Origin of the sequence: Paenibacillus polymyxa (assembly GCF_001719045.1) — a bacterium.
Lineage (GTDB): Bacteria > Bacillota > Bacilli > Paenibacillales > Paenibacillaceae > Paenibacillus > Paenibacillus polymyxa_B.
Genome location: NZ_CP015423.1, coordinates 2,151,082 through 2,168,142 on the forward strand (window position 1 = coordinate 2,151,082; position 17,061 = coordinate 2,168,142).

At 44.4% G+C, this 17,061-nt stretch carries 12 protein-coding genes, 1 tRNA gene, 1 rRNA gene and 1 pseudogene; 1 reads left to right on the forward strand and 14 read right to left on the reverse strand.

All coding sequences use genetic code 11. The features are described 5' to 3' along the window. Nucleotides 1-167 precede the first annotated feature (167 nt). From AOU00_RS09715 to rfbC, 14 genes and pseudogenes are all read right to left on the reverse strand, one after another. Nucleotides 168-243, reverse strand: a tRNA-Ala gene (locus AOU00_RS09715). A 97-nt stretch (nucleotides 244-340) separates the two neighbouring features. Continuing rightward, nucleotides 341-1,896, reverse strand: a 16S ribosomal RNA gene (locus tag AOU00_RS09720). A gap of 378 nt (nucleotides 1,897-2,274) precedes the next feature. Further along, nucleotides 2,275-4,290 carry an NAD-dependent DNA ligase LigA gene (ligA, locus tag AOU00_RS09725; protein ID WP_069290488.1) on the reverse strand — a complete coding sequence of 672 codons (2,016 nt, stop codon included), beginning with the start codon at nucleotides 4,288-4,290 and terminating at the stop codon, nucleotides 2,275-2,277. Between the two features lie 90 nt (nucleotides 4,291-4,380). Continuing rightward, the gene (gene pcrA, locus AOU00_RS09730) at nucleotides 4,381-6,705 is read right to left on the reverse strand and encodes a DNA helicase PcrA (RefSeq protein WP_069290489.1); all 2,325 of its coding nucleotides are present in this window, start codon (nucleotides 6,703-6,705) and stop codon (nucleotides 4,381-4,383) included. A gap of 41 nt (nucleotides 6,706-6,746) precedes the next feature. Beyond that, the gene (locus AOU00_RS09735) at nucleotides 6,747-7,457 is read right to left on the reverse strand and encodes a heptaprenylglyceryl phosphate synthase (protein ID WP_061831731.1); all 711 of its coding nucleotides are present in this window, start codon (nucleotides 7,455-7,457) and stop codon (nucleotides 6,747-6,749) included. Between the two features lie 126 nt (nucleotides 7,458-7,583). Then, a complete protein-coding gene (locus AOU00_RS09740; protein ID WP_069290490.1) occupies nucleotides 7,584-8,456 on the reverse strand; it encodes a phosphatidylinositol-specific phospholipase C/glycerophosphodiester phosphodiesterase family protein in 873 nt (290 codons plus the stop codon). A 106-nt stretch (nucleotides 8,457-8,562) separates the two neighbouring features. Beyond that, entirely contained in the window at nucleotides 8,563-9,963 is a 1,401-nt protein-coding gene (locus AOU00_RS09745; RefSeq protein ID WP_069290491.1) for an undecaprenyl-phosphate glucose phosphotransferase, read from the reverse strand. Further along, nucleotides 9,960-10,868 carry a glycosyltransferase family 2 protein gene (locus AOU00_RS09750; protein WP_069290492.1) on the reverse strand — a complete coding sequence of 303 codons (909 nt, stop codon included), beginning with the start codon at nucleotides 10,866-10,868 and terminating at the stop codon, nucleotides 9,960-9,962. Before AOU00_RS09750 ends, AOU00_RS09745 begins: the two co-directional genes overlap by 4 nt. Before the next feature lie 371 nt (nucleotides 10,869-11,239). Continuing rightward, nucleotides 11,240-11,332, reverse strand: coding sequence for a putative holin-like toxin (locus AOU00_RS27695; RefSeq protein WP_219727884.1), 93 nt, complete (start codon nucleotides 11,330-11,332; stop codon nucleotides 11,240-11,242). Between the two features lie 185 nt (nucleotides 11,333-11,517). Continuing rightward, nucleotides 11,518-12,159, reverse strand: coding sequence for a glycosyltransferase family protein (locus AOU00_RS09755; protein WP_237166330.1), 642 nt, complete (start codon nucleotides 12,157-12,159; stop codon nucleotides 11,518-11,520). Between the two features lie 18 nt (nucleotides 12,160-12,177). Continuing rightward, a pseudogene (locus tag AOU00_RS27015) lies at nucleotides 12,178-12,462 on the reverse strand (glycosyltransferase); the annotation flags it as partial. Nucleotides 12,463-12,620: 158 nt separating this feature from the next. Next, the gene (rfbD, locus tag AOU00_RS09760; protein ID WP_069290494.1) at nucleotides 12,621-13,493 is read right to left on the reverse strand and encodes a dTDP-4-dehydrorhamnose reductase; all 873 of its coding nucleotides are present in this window, start codon (nucleotides 13,491-13,493) and stop codon (nucleotides 12,621-12,623) included. 1 nt (nucleotide 13,494) lies between these two features. Further along, nucleotides 13,495-14,514 (reverse strand): dTDP-glucose 4,6-dehydratase, encoded by a 1,020-nt coding sequence (gene rfbB, locus AOU00_RS09765; protein WP_069290495.1) that lies wholly within the window; start codon nucleotides 14,512-14,514, stop codon nucleotides 13,495-13,497. A 27-nt stretch (nucleotides 14,515-14,541) separates the two neighbouring features. Further along, a complete protein-coding gene (gene rfbC / locus AOU00_RS09770; protein WP_069290496.1) occupies nucleotides 14,542-15,087 on the reverse strand; it encodes a dTDP-4-dehydrorhamnose 3,5-epimerase in 546 nt (181 codons plus the stop codon). An 83-nt stretch (nucleotides 15,088-15,170) separates the two neighbouring features. Between rfbC and AOU00_RS09775 the strand changes: the two genes are divergently transcribed. Beyond that, nucleotides 15,171-17,045: a hypothetical protein gene (locus AOU00_RS09775; protein ID WP_069290497.1), complete on the forward strand. Its 1,875-nt coding sequence runs from the start codon at nucleotides 15,171-15,173 to the stop codon at nucleotides 17,043-17,045. The last annotated feature ends 16 nt before the right edge of the window (nucleotides 17,046-17,061 follow it).

Sequence of the window (17,061 nt, forward strand, 5' to 3'; positions counted from 1 at the left end):
CAAGGCAGCTACCTTTATTTCACTTGTTTACACAAGATCAGCTTAAAGGAATATTCTAAAACGCAATTTCGTTTCGGTATCCAGTTTTCAAGGTGCAAAGCTGTTTGATTATCAGTCAATCTCTAAAGAGTTAATGATCCTCATACAGTTTTAGATGAAATTGTAATTGGTGGAGCCAAGCGGGATCGAACCGCTGACCTCCTGCGTGCAAGGCAGGCGCTCTCCCAGCTGAGCTATGGCCCCTCACAAGTTCCATCAAAACTGAACAAATGGAATGATGATTGTTGAAGCTTACGCTTCATATTTGAATGTTTCCGTTGCAGGAAACGATTCTCCATAGAAAGGAGGTGATCCAGCCGCACCTTCCGATACGGCTACCTTGTTACGACTTCACCCCAATCATCTACCCCACCTTCGGCGGCTGGCTCCCTTGCGGGTTACCCCACCGACTTCGGGTGTTGTAAACTCTCGTGGTGTGACGGGCGGTGTGTACAAGACCCGGGAACGTATTCACCGCGGCATGCTGATCCGCGATTACTAGCAATTCCGACTTCATGTAGGCGAGTTGCAGCCTACAATCCGAACTGAGACCGGCTTTTCTAGGATTGGCTCCACCTCGCGATTTCGCTTCCCGTTGTACCGGCCATTGTAGTACGTGTGTAGCCCAGGTCATAAGGGGCATGATGATTTGACGTCATCCCCACCTTCCTCCGGTTTGTCACCGGCAGTCTGCTTAGAGTGCCCAGCTTGACCTGCTGGCAACTAAGCATAAGGGTTGCGCTCGTTGCGGGACTTAACCCAACATCTCACGACACGAGCTGACGACAACCATGCACCACCTGTCTCCTCTGTCCCGAAGGAAAGGCCTATCTCTAGACCGGTCAGAGGGATGTCAAGACCTGGTAAGGTTCTTCGCGTTGCTTCGAATTAAACCACATACTCCACTGCTTGTGCGGGTCCCCGTCAATTCCTTTGAGTTTCAGTCTTGCGACCGTACTCCCCAGGCGGAATGCTTAATGTGTTAACTTCGGCACCAAGGGTATCGAAACCCCTAACACCTAGCATTCATCGTTTACGGCGTGGACTACCAGGGTATCTAATCCTGTTTGCTCCCCACGCTTTCGCGCCTCAGCGTCAGTTACAGCCCAGAGAGTCGCCTTCGCCACTGGTGTTCCTCCACATCTCTACGCATTTCACCGCTACACGTGGAATTCCACTCTCCTCTTCTGCACTCAAGCTCCCCAGTTTCCAGTGCGACCCGAAGTTGAGCCTCGGGATTAAACACCAGACTTAAAGAGCCGCCTGCGCGCGCTTTACGCCCAATAATTCCGGACAACGCTTGCCCCCTACGTATTACCGCGGCTGCTGGCACGTAGTTAGCCGGGGCTTTCTTCTCAGGTACCGTCACTCTTGTAGCAGTTACTCTACAAGACGTTCTTCCCTGGCAACAGAGCTTTACGATCCGAAAACCTTCATCACTCACGCGGCGTTGCTCCGTCAGGCTTTCGCCCATTGCGGAAGATTCCCTACTGCTGCCTCCCGTAGGAGTCTGGGCCGTGTCTCAGTCCCAGTGTGGCCGATCACCCTCTCAGGTCGGCTACGCATCGTCGCCTTGGTAGGCCTTTACCCCACCAACTAGCTAATGCGCCGCAGGCCCATCCACAAGTGACAGATTGCTCCGTCTTTCCTCCTTCTCCCATGCAGGAAAAGGATGTATCGGGTATTAGCTACCGTTTCCGGTAGTTATCCCTGTCTTGTGGGCAGGTTGCCTACGTGTTACTCACCCGTCCGCCGCTAGGTTGATTAGAAGCAAGCTTCTAATCAACCCCGCTCGACTTGCATGTATTAGGCACGCCGCCAGCGTTCGTCCTGAGCCAGGATCAAACTCTCCATTAAAGACCAACCGAAGTTGGTTTATAGAAAGAGCGATAAGCTCATTTTTAATGCTAGCGATTCTTCTTTATAAAAGAAGAAATCTTTTTTTCATCATCCATTTGTTCAGTTTTCAAAGAACTTGTCTGTTCTCGTTCGTTCAACGAGCCAGGAGTTATATCATATCATGTTGGTTGCTTTCTTGTCAAATCTTTTTTTCAATTATCTTTTCAGCAACCTCGCTTCAAGAAATGATACTCTCAAAGCAACGTCTAATAATATATCATGCCTAAAGTTATTTAGCAAGCATTTATTTATATCTATTTTATTTCCTACTATACAACAGATAATAAGGCAGCCACCCCGCCCCAGAGCGGAATGACTGCACTCATTGCAAAACTATTATTCTTGTTCCAGCAGTCTGATAAATTCATCCTCATCTTCTATGGTGTCAATTCCGAGCTGTTGGGCCTTAGCCAGCTTACTCCCAGCCTTTTCACCAGCTATGACTAGATCCGTCTTTTTCGATACAGACCCCGCAACTTTGGCTCCCAGCGCCTCCAGCTTGGATGCAGCTTCGTCACGCGTAAGCTGATGCAAGGTACCTGTAAGCACGACCGTTTTGCCACTGAAAAAGCTGTCTGTCTTCTTCTCCTGTGGAGCTTCAGGGGCCTGAGCTTTCACCCCTAGAGACAGCATCTTTTCAATTCCCGCCTGAGTAAATGGATCTGCAAAGAAAGCAACAATGCTTTCGGCTACGATCCCGCCCACATCCGGTAGTTCTATCAGTTCTTCCACCGTAGCGGACATCGTCTTGTGCAAATCACGGTAGTGTTCAGCCAACATGCGTGTTGTTGCTTTACCGGTATTTGGTATACCTAGACCATAAAGGAAAGAAGCCAAATCTCTCTCTTTACTCTTTTCAAGTGCTGCCAAGAGGTTACTGGCCTTTTTCTCACCAAACCGCTCCAGCTTCACAAGATCATCATATTGGAGTGTATACAGATCCGCAGGCTCGCGCACTTCCAGTTCGTCATGCAGCTGTATGGCCGTTTTGTCACTGAATGTCTCAATATCCATAGCATCACGTGATGCAAAATGGGAAATACGAGCTACAATTTGTGGTTTACAACCCAGCTTATTGTCGCAAAATAAATGGGCACCTCGCTGCTGCAACGGAAACCCGCAGGCTGGACAATGATCTGGTACGACAATTTCCTCTCCGTCGTGCTCAGATGTTACCTTTCCTAATATCTCCGGAATGACATCGTTTGAGCGACGGATAAACACACGTGCACCCAAAGCAAACTTCAGGTTTTTGCGCTCGATGTCACCAGCATTGTTCAGTGTACAATTTTGTACAGTGACTCCCGCCAGTTCTACCGGCTCTACCCTCGCAAGTGGGGTGATTTTACCCGTTCGTCCTACATTCCACTCAACCGAGTTAAGCACCGTAGTTGTTTCCTCGGCTTCGAACTTATAGGCCACCGCCCAGCGTGGGAATTTATCGGTATACCCGAGAGCCTCACGTGTGCGCATATCTGTAATTTTCAATACTGCCCCATCAATGAGGTAATCCAATCCGGCACGAGATTCTTCAATCTCAATCAGTTGCTCCATTACATCTTCAAAATTATCAAAGTAAGTCAGGTAAGGGTTTACCTTAAAATGATTTTCACGCAGGAAAGTCATCATTTCCTGGTGGCTGTTAAACTGGATACGGTCTGCATAACCCACATTGTAGAAAAATGCATTCAATCGCCGTTCTGCTGTCACTTTGGGATTCAAGTTACGCAAAGCGCCAGCTGCAGCGTTGCGTGCGTTTTTAAGAGGGTCAGCGGCAGTCTCATTATATTTGGACAGTACAGAGAGATTCATTATCCCTTCTCCCTGAACTTCAATAGTTCCATTTCGAAAAGGAATTGTAAGTGGCACGGATTTAATCGTTTTTACCTGCGCCAATATCCCCTCACCCACCACACCATTACCGCGGGTAGAAGCCTGTACCAGCTGTCCATCAGTATACGTCAGGTTCAGCGTTAGACCATCAAATTTAAGTTCTATCGCATAAACTGGAGATGGCAAAGGTTGCTCTGGGTTCTTGGTATTGTAATCATTGACCAGCTTCACGACACGCGCGTTCCATGCACGCAGCTGTTCCATATTCTGAGCTTTATCAAGGCTCCATAATGGGGCAAGGTGGCGATGCGGTGTGAACCCTTTGAGTAACTCCCCACCCACACGCTGTGTCGGCGAATCCGGCAGCACAAGGCCGCTCGTCTGTTCAAGCGCTACCAGCTCGTCATAAAGCACATCATATTCTTTGTCGCTGATCTTGGGTTCATCCAGTGTGTAGTAATGATAGTTATATGTGTTCAGTTCAGCAACAAGCTGCTCCATCCTGTGCATTGGGTTCATGCAGGCGTATCCCTCCGGGAACTTCATCAGGGCAGAGGCCCTAAGCCAAGCTGCCACTCATGAGGTTCGAGATTTAATGATGTTTGAGATTTATTCTACTTTTGTAATCGGTGCAAAGCCAGCTAACAGTCGTTTAACCCCTACTGGAGCCGGGAAAGCAATTTGAAGCTCCATATCATTGCCCGTCCCTTTTACAGCTACAATAGTTCCAATCCCCCATTTACCATGCTGTACCTTGTCTCCGGCAGCAAAAATGGAGGGGCCTCCTGCCGAAGCAGCCGGAGTGGGTTTCGTGGATGAAGATGTCGTTACTGTTACTCGGGGTGACGCGGAAGCGGACGAACCACTACGGCTCATCGTATCAAACGAGCGTTCTCCACCAAAGTTGCTGCCACTACCTTTATTCAGTCCGCGCCCACCATAAGATCCGCCTACATTGCCTGAACGACGGTAGCGGTCACGTTTGATGATCGTATCCTCTTTTAACTCGTCCGGAATCTCTTCGAGAAAGCGGGAAGGCGGGTTAGCTGTGGTGCGGCCAAACAGAGTGCGCATCTGTGCGCATGTAAGGAACAGTTGCTCCTCTGCACGGGTGATCCCGACATACGCCAATCTGCGCTCTTCCTCCAGCTCTTCGTTATCCAGAAAGGCACGACTATGAGGGAATACTCCCTCCTCCATACCGACAATAAATACGATGGGAAACTCCAATCCTTTGGCGCTATGCATGGTCATCAATACAACCGCATCGCTTTGCTCTTCTTCATCGTCATTCATGGAATCAATATCGGCAATCAGCGCAAGGTCGGTCAGGAAGGAGACGAGTGACTTGTCTTCCGCTCCTTTTTCAAATTCCATGGTTACCGACAGGAACTCATCAATATTCTCCAAACGTGAGCGCGACTCGAGTGTATTCTCGTTTTGTAGCTCCAAGCGATATTGGGTGGTTTCCAGCATTTTTTCTGTTAACTCGGTAACCGACAGGTAGTCTACCATCCGACTTAAACCTTCGATCATATCGTAAAACTCTACCAACGCATTGCGCGTACGTCCTGCAAAGCCCAAATCGTCTACAACTTGAAGGACACGGAAAATTGAAACTCCACGTTCTGCTGCAGCTGCCTGCAATTTGCCGACGGTTGTGTCTCCGATGCTTCGTTTTGGCACATTAATGATTCGGATCAAGCTGATGTCGTCGTCAGGATTGGAGAGCAGGCGAAGATACGCCAGCAAATCCTTAATTTCCTTCCGATCATAGAACTTGATACCGCCCACGATCTGGTAAGGAATATCCGATTTAATCAAAATTTCCTCGACAACCCGAGACTGAGCATTCGTACGGTACAAAATGGCATGATGGCTATATGTTTTGCCCGCATTAATATTCTTATGAATTTCGGAGGCGATAAAGTAGCCCTCATCATGCTCAGAGTCAGCACGGTAAACTTTAATCTTGGCGCCGCCTTCTTTGTCAGTCCATAGTTTTTTCGGCTTGCGGCCTGTATTTTGACCAATAACTTCGTTGGCAGCATTGAGAATATTTGAGGTGGACCGGTAGTTCTGCTCCAGCAAAATGGTGCGCGCTTCCGGGTAGTCCTCTTCAAAATTCAAAATGTTGCTAATATCCGCACCCCGCCACCGATAGATGGATTGGTCACTGTCACCTACTACGCAAATCCGGTGATGCTTGTCGGCTAGCATTTTGCACAGCATGTACTGCGCACGGTTCGTATCTTGATATTCATCAACATGAATGTATTGAAATTTCTTCTGATAGAAATCCAGTACCTCAGGTACTTCTTTAAAAAGCTGAATCGTCGCCATGATCAAATCATCAAAATCAAGAGAGTTGTTATTTTTAAGTCGTTGTTGGTACTTGGTATATACCTTCGCCACAATCCCCTCAAAATAATCGCCAATCTTGCGTTCATACATTTCGGGAGTGACCAGTTCATTTTTAGCCGTACTCATCATAGACTGAACCGCTTTGGGTTCAAACTTTTTGGTGTCTATATTCAGATCCTTCATACAACTCCGAATGACAGACAATTGATCCGTAGAATCCAAAATGCTGAAATTCGAGGTGAATCCAATCCGCTCGATATCCCGACGTAAAATACGCACACACATCGAGTGGAAGGTGGATACCCACACATCTCTTCCCTGTGGGCCAATGAGCTTGGATACGCGATCCTGCATCTCACGCGCGGCCTTGTTCGTAAAGGTAATCGCCAAAATGCCCCATGGAGCCGTCTTGCGGGTCGCAATGAGGTAAGCTATTCGATGTGTAAGCACCCGCGTCTTACCACTGCCTGCGCCAGCCATAATCAGCAGCGGACCATCTACCGCCTCCACAGCCTGACGCTGAGGCGGATTAAGGCGAGCTACCGCCTCGTGTATATCTATTGATTGCATGCGTGCATGCTCCTTTCCCTGAGCTTCCATAAATTCACGTTCTATACTTCCAATTTCACAGCTACCGTCTCCAGCGCTTTCGCCAAGTCACGATAAATGATGTTCCCTACTACAATGGTGTCACAAACGGCAGCCGCTTGTAACGCGGTAGATTTATCCACGATACCTCCCCCGTATAGGACACGAGAGCGCTCCGTACTGCGATGTATTATCTGCACCAGCTCCATATCCCCAAAAGCACCGCTATATTCCACATATACAATCGGTAGATGCATGAGCTTGTCAGCAATCTGTGCATATGAGGCGGCTGATGTAGCACCCAGCGAAGTATCTGCTCCGGTAAGCTTAGCGACCGTAGAATCACCGTTCAAAACAATATATCCTTCCGCCACAAGCAAATCCCACGGGATCATATAACCAAACTGTTCAATCGCACGTTGGTGCTGCCCTAGAATCCAATTACTGTCAGTAGTATTCAGTACCATAGGAATCATATATAGATCAAACCCTGGCACTACAGCCTCCAGATCGGACACCTCAAGCACGCACGGCACCTCATAACGCCGAACCCTCGACAGCAAATCCACCGTATTTTCATAGGTAATACCTGAGGAACCTCCTACCATAATCGCATCCGTACCAGACATACACACAGCGTCAAGCGCACCATCATCCAGTTCCTTGTCAGGATCAAGCTTAAACACATGCCTCCATGATTGAATTGAATCTGCCAACACACATTCCTCCAGCATTCATTGCTTTTGTCATGATCCAGGCGAGCCGAATTCCAATATCCAAAAGCGTTCTATGCTAAGTCTATGATAGTGCTTAAAAGGTGTCAATGTTCGTATCAAATGGGAACACCCCGTTCAGACAACTTATGGTCGTAGCGCATACATCCAACTGCGTTCACTAAGTTCTTTTTCCGTTAAACTATCTGTATAGAAACCTCGTACACCCATCTGTTCATACTCAGCCGCATCCTTCAACTCATTAATGGTATTTACGTAGCACACTGCCCCTGCCTGACGCAAACTTTCCACTAAAGCACCACTCACCCGATTCTCTGGTAAAGTTACTGCCGTTATATCATTTTGTTGTACAAATCGAATGATCTGGTCGTCCTTATCTTCTGTGGCATAGAGCGTATAAATAACGGATGGATAGGGATAAATACTCCGTAACGTTCGCAACATTTCTTCATTATAAATTTGAGGAATAATACGGGACAAAAGCTCGGGGTTTTTCTCCTGTGCCTGACGGGTCAGTTGCGCAAACAACTGTTTGATTTGGACAGGGTCCTGTTCTTTCGTATCGGTCACAATATAAGCATCCGGGTATGTTTCCAATAAATCCAATACATCCTTCCAATCTACTGGGGTATAGGAACCGTGTATGGGGGTGTTCTTAAATTGATGATAGCTCCAAGGTTTTCCGCCCTGTTCCGTAGCAACTGCATGTTCCTGTTGCATTTGCTCTGTAAAAGATTCTGTCCATTCATGGCGCGCCACCAATTGTCCATCCGATGTAAACATCAGGTCGACCTCGAATACGCGGCTGCCTTTTTTATAATTTTCCACAAACGCTTCACGCGCATTAGTATAGGCCAAACCATCAACGGCTCCCATGGCATGCGAAATCACACGGTGCGTGGTAAAGCCAGTATGTTCTTCTGTAGATTTTCCTTTGTATGCCAGTAAAAATGTGCCGATTAACATTAAAAGAATAACCGCAACAATCAATCGTTTCATGGGGTGTCACATCCTTTTCGTACAGGTCAATACCCCACATACGCATGCTCAAAACAACTGCCAGACGCAAAAGCACCCTCCGGCTAAACCGAAGGGTGCTTCTGTATTAATACGCGTTCTTGAAACCGTTGCGAATCGTGCGGAAAATAATTTTAATATCGAATAAGAGCGACCAGTTCTCAATATAGAAGATGTCATGTTTAATCCGTTCCTCAATAGATGTATCTCCACGCAACCCGTTGCTCTGTGCCCAGCCTGTGATTCCAGGACGAACATGATGCTTCACCATGTATTTTGGAATTTCCTCACGGAACTGATCCACATAATAGGGTCGTTCTGGGCGCGGACCAACGACACTCATATCACCCAGCAGAACGTTGAAAAATTGCGGCAGCTCGTCGAGACTCGTTTTACGAATAAAAGTACCAAAACGTGTGCGTCTTGGGTCATTAGCAGTCGTCCAACCCGTATCTTCAGTTCCAGGAGGCAGTACCTTCATCGAACGAAATTTGTACATTCGGAAGGTGCGACGATTCAAGCCCACCCGCTCTTGCTTAAAAATGATGGGCCCTCTGGATGTGATCATTACACCAATCGCCACTGCCAGCATGATCGGAGACGTCAGAAGAATCGCGAATAAAGAGAATAAAATATCGAATAGACGCTTAAACAATCGATTCCCCGCCACATCCAGTGGAATATCCCGTACATTAATCATCGGCATACCTGCAAAGTTATCAAAGTACGGACGAGCCGGCAAATAATCAAAAAAGTCAGGGATTATAAGCGTGCGCACTCCAGCCTTTTCACACATGTTGATAATCTTGGGGTACTTATCATGGGCATCCAGCGGCAACGCCAGAATGACCTCGTCAATCATCAGACGCGACAGCGTAGCCTCCAATTGATCTAAGCCTCCAAGAATCGGGCGGAAATGCGCTTCTTCCTCTTCACTCCAATGCCGCTTATCATCCAGAAAGCCCACGACCTCGTAACCCAGATCAGGATACTGTCCAAGATTATGATAAAATCGTTGGCCTAGAGTGCCCGCTCCGAGAATAAGCATGAATTGCTTGTTGTACCCTTTTTGACGGAGAGCTTTAAGAACTTGCTTCAAAAAGAACCGGTAAAACAAAATAAGCAGCACATTCCCAGCCATATAGATCGCCAGATAGGACCGCGAAATGTCGATTTGCTTCACGAAAAACATCACACTCAACAGCACGAACAGCCCAACGATATGAATCTGGGTGACTCGGAATACGTCGTCTGCAAACCGCTTTTTGCGTTTGGGCGAATAGAGCGAGAATAGCATTCCCAGCACTACGGCAATCAGGCCGTAGATTAAGCTCCAGCCTCCATATACTTGAATAGGAAGCGGTTCTTTATAGGTGATCCATTCACTTTCAAATTTGAAAAACCAAGCGATCAGAAAGGACAACTGAATGACCGCGAAATCCGCCACAATATATAATTGGGTTAAAAAACGCTGATTTCTGCGTATCATGCTTTCACCTCAGTACGAGATTGTTCCCCGCTGTCCGGCTTGACCGGTGCGGACAACTTATTTTTTAGAAAGGCCATTCCAAATTTTACGGTAATTCCCGCATATACAGCCATATTGGTGATCCAACTGTATTGCTGTTTATAATGCTTACGATGAAATACCCACATAGCTCTATGAAACTCATAAATAATTTTCAAAGGACGACGGCGAGCGCTGCCCCCTTTGATATGAATAATATATGTGCGCGGGTAGTAGTAAATGCCCCACCCGGCTTGCTTAATCCGGTAACACCAGTCAATATCCTCACCATACATAAAAAAGGTTTCGTCCAAGCCCCCAACCTGGTCAATTGTCTCCCGGCGCACCAGCATAAAAGCACCTACCAGTACATCTACAGGATACTCATCGTCCGGGCTTAGATGCCCAAGCTGATATTGATTGTACTTCGGGTTATCCGGGTAACGCTTCGACCAGCCGAAAGCGTAGTAAAAAGAAGCTGACGGCGTTGGAAATCCTCGCTTACAAGCCTTATCTAGCGAGCCATCTGGCAAGATGACCTTACAGCCCGATGCCCCCATCTCCGGATGCGTGTCCATAAACTGAATCATTGTATCCAGCGTATCCGGCTGCACCAACGTATCGGAGTTCAGCAGCAATACATAACGCCCGCTGGCTACTTCCATCCCCTGATTGTTCGCCTTGGCGAAACCTGTGTTATCCTTATTAGCTATCAATGTAATATCCGGGTATGCAGCACGAATAGCCTCAACAGACCCGTCACTGGAGTGATTATCGATAACAATCACTTCATATCGATACTGCGTCTTTGACGCATACACTGACTGCAAACAATCCAGCGTCAATCGACACGTGTTATAGTTGACGACCAGTATGCTTACATCCATATTTAAAACGCTCCTGACAAATTCAGTAATCTATTCTACTATCGCCTATTATAGCATACCGCGCAGACCACGGGGCGCAAAAAAGCACATAACTTGTAGCCTTACATAGTTAGTAGAATTTCACAAAATTCGATTCCAGTCGCTCCAAAGTGCAAATATAGACAAACGAAACCATTTCGATCTATATATTGTTCATTGGAAGTCGTTTATTAGATTTTTGTAAAATCCTCGGTTGAGGTCTAAAATTCATCGTGGTAAGATATACATGGAAAAAGGGCTGGTGCCAGCCAGCCCCTGCGCAACCAACGCTCCAAGAGCGGACGGTTTTGGAACAATCAGGCCGAAAATAGACCCTTCCTTGCGGGGGCGGTCTATTTTCGTTTGTTAAACTCTAACAGTGTGACGATTAACGCCCCGAACGTCAGCATTAAACTGAGCGCCTCAAACACTGTCACAGGCTTCACCCCCCTCCTCGGGAGAGTTAGCCGACCGCCCTTGGCAGCTCTATCGGTTGCACGTTTCAATTATACTATATTTTTCCATAAAGGAACACGCATTCGATGGTATTTTATCTAGTATTCATTTGCACCTTTGACTATTTGACGCTTATATATGGAAAAAAGTTTCAATATTTTTTCTTTCCATACCTCTATAACTTCCTCAATACAAAAACCAACTTATAAATCCAGTTGTCCAACCGTGACTGCCTGTAAAATGGAGACTGCCAAATATATTTCATACGAGAAAACACACCCTTTTGGTAGCTGTCCAGGAATTGATCCATATCTTTATACATTTGAGGGGACATGTCTTGTCCATAAAGTTGAATAAATTGTTGGGCTTGTTTGCTTAAAATATAGCGATTTTTTCCTTTTGCAAATCTACTTAGTCTTTTCCTCCACTTGCTAACCCAGCCATCCGTAGAACCTCCCAGCACATTGTTTTGATGCTGCCGATACCAAATGTACGGATCGGGGTCAAAAACAACCTCACCAAAAGAGGAAGTGCATAAGTAAATCCACCAGTCATGCATGATAATATTATCCAAAGAAGTCGGAATTCTCTTTTTCACGAGCTTGAGTGTTTCTTTATTGATCACCATGGTACAACCTACACATACATTCTCAATGAGAGCATTATAGAAGGATACAGGTCGGGGGATGTAAGCTGGCCATACTTTGAGTGGTTCCAATATTTGAGAGACCATTTGAGTAGCAGAACAGTACATCAGCGGTCGGCTCTCATCCTGAATCCTGAGATGAGCCACAGCCTGAGCAAGTTTATTCGGCATCCACACATCATCCTGATCACAAAAAGCGTAATAGTCGAATGTCTCAGACGATCTTTGAATCAGATCAAAAAAGCTTTTAATAACCCCTACATTGCTCTCAAGGCATAAAAAAATCTGTTGAGGATAACGTTGCTTCAGCGCTCTCAACTTGGCAACCGTATCATCTGTCGAGCCATCATCACGAATTAGAATCTGAATTTCTACGTCTTTTTGATTGATGAGACTTTCTATTTGCTCATCTAAGTAAGCTGCTCCGTTATATGTAGATAATAAAATTTGTACGTTAGGTCTGTTCAGAGTAATGACCTCCTTCTTTTAAAATGTGCAATAGAGGGACAATATGTTTCATCTGCTTATACATTATAATGCTCATCGTCCTTAATCAACATAGGCCTTAATATAATAAAATCTCCCAATCATGAACTGATGGGAGATTTTTGATATTTATAATAAGGTTTTATTTACTCGGATGTACTAAGACACTCCTGCAAAAAATCACGCAATCCCTCACGCCAGTCGCGCAAATCATTCAATCCATTGGTTCGGATCGCTATATGCTCCATAACAGAGTTACGTGGCCGCGCTGCTGGTCTGGGGAATTGCTCTGTGCTGCATGGTTCCAATTTCGCTGTGATCTTGGCATCTAATATTTCCGCCGCATCCTGTAAAATAGCTTGCGTAAATTCATACCAGGTACAGGAGCCGCTATTGGATGCATGGTATACGCCGTACTTCTCCGTTTGAATCAATTCCGCCAAAAAACGTGCCAGATCCACCGTATAGGTAGGTGAACCCTTCTGATCATTCACTACCTGGAGGAGCGGCTTCTCCTGTCCAAGCTTCAGCATCGTTTTGACAAAATTGTTCCCGTGCAATCCATATACCCAAGATGTACGAACAATAAAATACCTAGAGGAAAGTGTTTGGGTCAATACCTCCCCCGCCCGTTTGGACTTTCCGTAGATACTCTGCGGATTGGTATTATCGTACTCATGATATGGCTGTTTTGCCGTTCCATCGAACACATAATCTGTGCTGATATAAACCAGCTTGGCTCCAACCTTTTCCGCAGCCATTGCCATATTACGTGTACCTGCCGCGTTGACTTGATAAGCCCCGTCTACATCGGTCTCCGCTGCATCCACAGCCGTATACGCTGCACAGTGAATTACGGCATCAGGTTGGTACTGTTCCACGATCTTCACAGCCTGCTCCAAATCCGTGATATCCAGCTGTTCCCGATCGTATCCAAGAACATCATGTCCTTGCTCCTGAAAAACCTTTACTACATCTTTACCAAGTTGACCGGATGCTCCAGTAACCAATACCTTCATTTTACGCATCCCCCAAGCGGGAACCGTACTGCTTTGTATAGTATTGTTGGTATTCACCAGATTGAATACGAGTCCACCATTCTTCGTTGTCTAAATACCAACGAATCGTTTCTTTAATGCCGGTTTCAAAAGAGTGCTTTGGCTTCCAGCCCAGCTCATTCATGGTCTTCGTTGGATCAATGCCGTAACGGCGGTCATGACCTGGACGATCCTGCACATACGAAATCAGAGATTCTGGCTTGCCCAGCTCCTCTAATACTGTTTTGACGATATGCACATTTGTCCGCTCGTTATTTCCCCCGATATTGTATACTTCACCCAGTTTACCCTGATGAATGACTAGATCAATTGCGCTGCAATGATCCTCTACATACAACCAGTCGCGAATGTTCAAGCCATCCCCGTATACAGGTAGCTGTTGGTCGCTCAATGCACGTGAGATCATTAGCGGGATCAATTTTTCAGGAAACTGATATGGACCGTAGTTGTTAGAACAACGCGTGATGTTCACTGGTAAACCGAAGGTTTCATGATATGCACGAACTAGCAGATCGCCGCCTGCCTTGGATGCAGAATAAGGACTATTAGGCTGCAACGGAGTTTCCTCCGTAAACAAGCCTGTTTCTCCCAAAGATCCATACACCTCATCTGTTGATACCTGTACAAACTTGGTCACGTTATATTTCTTGGCCGCGTCCAGTAGCACTTGCGTACCCAATACGTTTGTTTTCACAAACACTTCCGGTTCCAGAATACTCCGATCCACATGTGACTCCGCTGCAAAATTAACCACCACATCAATCCCCTGCTGCATCAGTTGGTCAATCGCTTGTGCGTCGGTAATATCTGCTTTGATGAAGCTATGCTTGGGGTTATTTTCAATGGATTTCAAATTTTCCAGGTTACCTGCATAGGTAAGAGCATCTATATTTACAATTTCATAATCTGGATGCTGTTTTAACATATACAATACAAAGTTACTGCCTATAAATCCGGCCCCGCCGGTGACAAGAAGTTTCATACTGACCTCCTAAATCTTATTATTCCTCTAATCAAAATTAATGTCAGCGTCGGCCAGTGCCGGATGCTTCTGATCCTTCTCTGAAAGAATAGCATGAGAAGTTGGCCAATCAATCCCTAGTGCTGGATCATTCCACAGAATTCCACGATCATTTTCAGGTGAATAATACTCGTCTACCTTATACAGCACTTGAGTGTTAGGAACAAGCGTACAGAACCCATGAGCAAAACCCTTGGGCACCAGTAGCTGACGTCTATTATGTTCACTCAAGATTACCCCGACCCATTGACCGAATGTTGGAGAACTTTTACGAATATCCAAAATCACATCGTAGATAGCTCCAGAAAGCACACGAATGAGTTTGGTCTGTGCTTTAGGATTAAGCTGATAATGCAAACCACGAATCACACCGGCTTCTGCAGACAAGGATTGGTTATCTTGAATAAAAGCATGGTCTATTCCGTTTTCTTTCATGATCTGTTCATTGTAACTTTCCATAAAAAAACCACGGTGATCACCATGAACCACGGGTTCAATGATTTTTGCACCTGAAAGTACTTCCTTTATTATCATTCACGAAACCTCCAACATCTTGAGTATATACTTTCATTTATGATTACTATAAAATTAATAAGCACACTATATTGGGAGGGAATATGCTTTTGAATTTATCGAGAGTTAATAAAAATTTTGTTTGGTCCTATTTGGTTTTGACGTGGCTACTTATCCCGATTCTAATACTGTTTAAAGTCGATTCTTACTATATTTCCATATTATTCGGTCTAAATATTGCACAGTCGTTTGTCATAGGTGCTACATACATTTTACACATTAGTGGTATCTTAACATATGCCAAGAAAGAAATAATGGTGCAGTACCTAGCTTTTGGCGGTTATCTAGTTGGAATAATATTCATTTACGCCTTCCTTCAAAGGGAACATTTCATTTATTATTGGGACTTTTCAGCCTATTGGAATACATCCATACAATTTAATAACCTTTTAAGTACAGATTTTATAGCAGCTTCTAAACAAATCTATGCAAGCATTTTAAGAGATGATTATTCCGTTTTCCCAACAATCTTTCTCTCTTTACCATTAAAGTTCTTAGGTACAAGCTACATGAGCTATGTCTTGGCAATCTATACCTGCTTCTTGTATCCTTCTTGTTTGATACTTTTCTTATTATGTATCAAGATTGCTGATCAAATCCAGTTAAACACAAAATTGAACATTTTCATGATCTTTGTACTTACATTTACCTTTCCAATTATGATAGCTCCTATGTTAGGTGGATATCTGGATTCTATAGGACTTATTTTTATTTGCTTGTCGCTTGTTATCTTATTTAATAATGACTTTGAACGTTTAAATTTAAAAGCAGTTTTACTCTTAGCCGCTTGCCTAGTATTACTAACATTTACAAGAAGATGGTATGGGTTTTGGATCGTATCTCTTTTTGGCTCGATCAGTATCGCTTTTTTGTTCAAATGGATTCTAGAAAAAGAGTTTCGCTTCAAGCAGCTCTTGCAGGTTATTTTAAATTTTTTCATTATAGGATCTTCAAGTGCATTATTTCTTATTATATTCTTCAATGAATTTATTCAAAGAGCCCTAACCAATAACTTTAAAAACGCCTACTCAGCTTATTATTTTGGTGACGTCTTAAGTAACTTACAGAATTTATTTTATCATTATGGTGCCTTCATTTTTCTGATAGCTCTTGTTGGTTGCATAGGCTTGTTATTTATTAGTAAAACTAGGTATATATCAATCTTTCTAGTTACAAACTTGTTTATTACGTACTTTCTTTTTACAAGAATTCAAAGCTTAGCTTCTCAGCATTATTATCTTCTTACCGTGAACGTATTAATTTTATTTATTTGTGGCGTTATTCTTATTCTAAACTATTTGTCCAAGATAAAATATGCAAAAAATGTTTTCTTAGTTATTCTAGTTTATTTAGTCGCTTGTAATTTCTTGGTAACGTTCACTAATGTAAATGCACGTCCTGTTACCTATTTTTCTTCTTTATTCAGTGACTTTAAACAAACACCTAGAGTAAGAACAGATATACCTGTTTTAAAACAATTAACGACTTATCTTAAGGAAATCTCATCAGAGCAGCATAAAGTATATGTTCTGTCTAGCTCTGGAATTCTTAATGATGACATACTCAGACAGATTGAAATGCCTGACAATAGCAACGCTCTTCCATTTATGAATCTGACCCATCACGTTGATTTAAGAGATGGTTTTCCAGTGTCGTTTTTTGAGTCCGATTATGTCGTGATCGCATTACCTACACAATACCATTTAGGTGAAAGTGGTCAAAAAGTTGTAGGTATACTCGCAGAAGAGGTTATGAACGGATCTCTTAAAAATAATTATAAACCTTTAAAGAGCTATGCCCTTGATAATAACGTTAAAGCCATAGTCTTGAAAAAGACATCATCCATCACGAAGGAAAAAGTTGAACTAATACGTTCACAATTCAAAAAAATATACCCTGACAATCCAGATCTTTTCTAATTCAATACAGATGTCG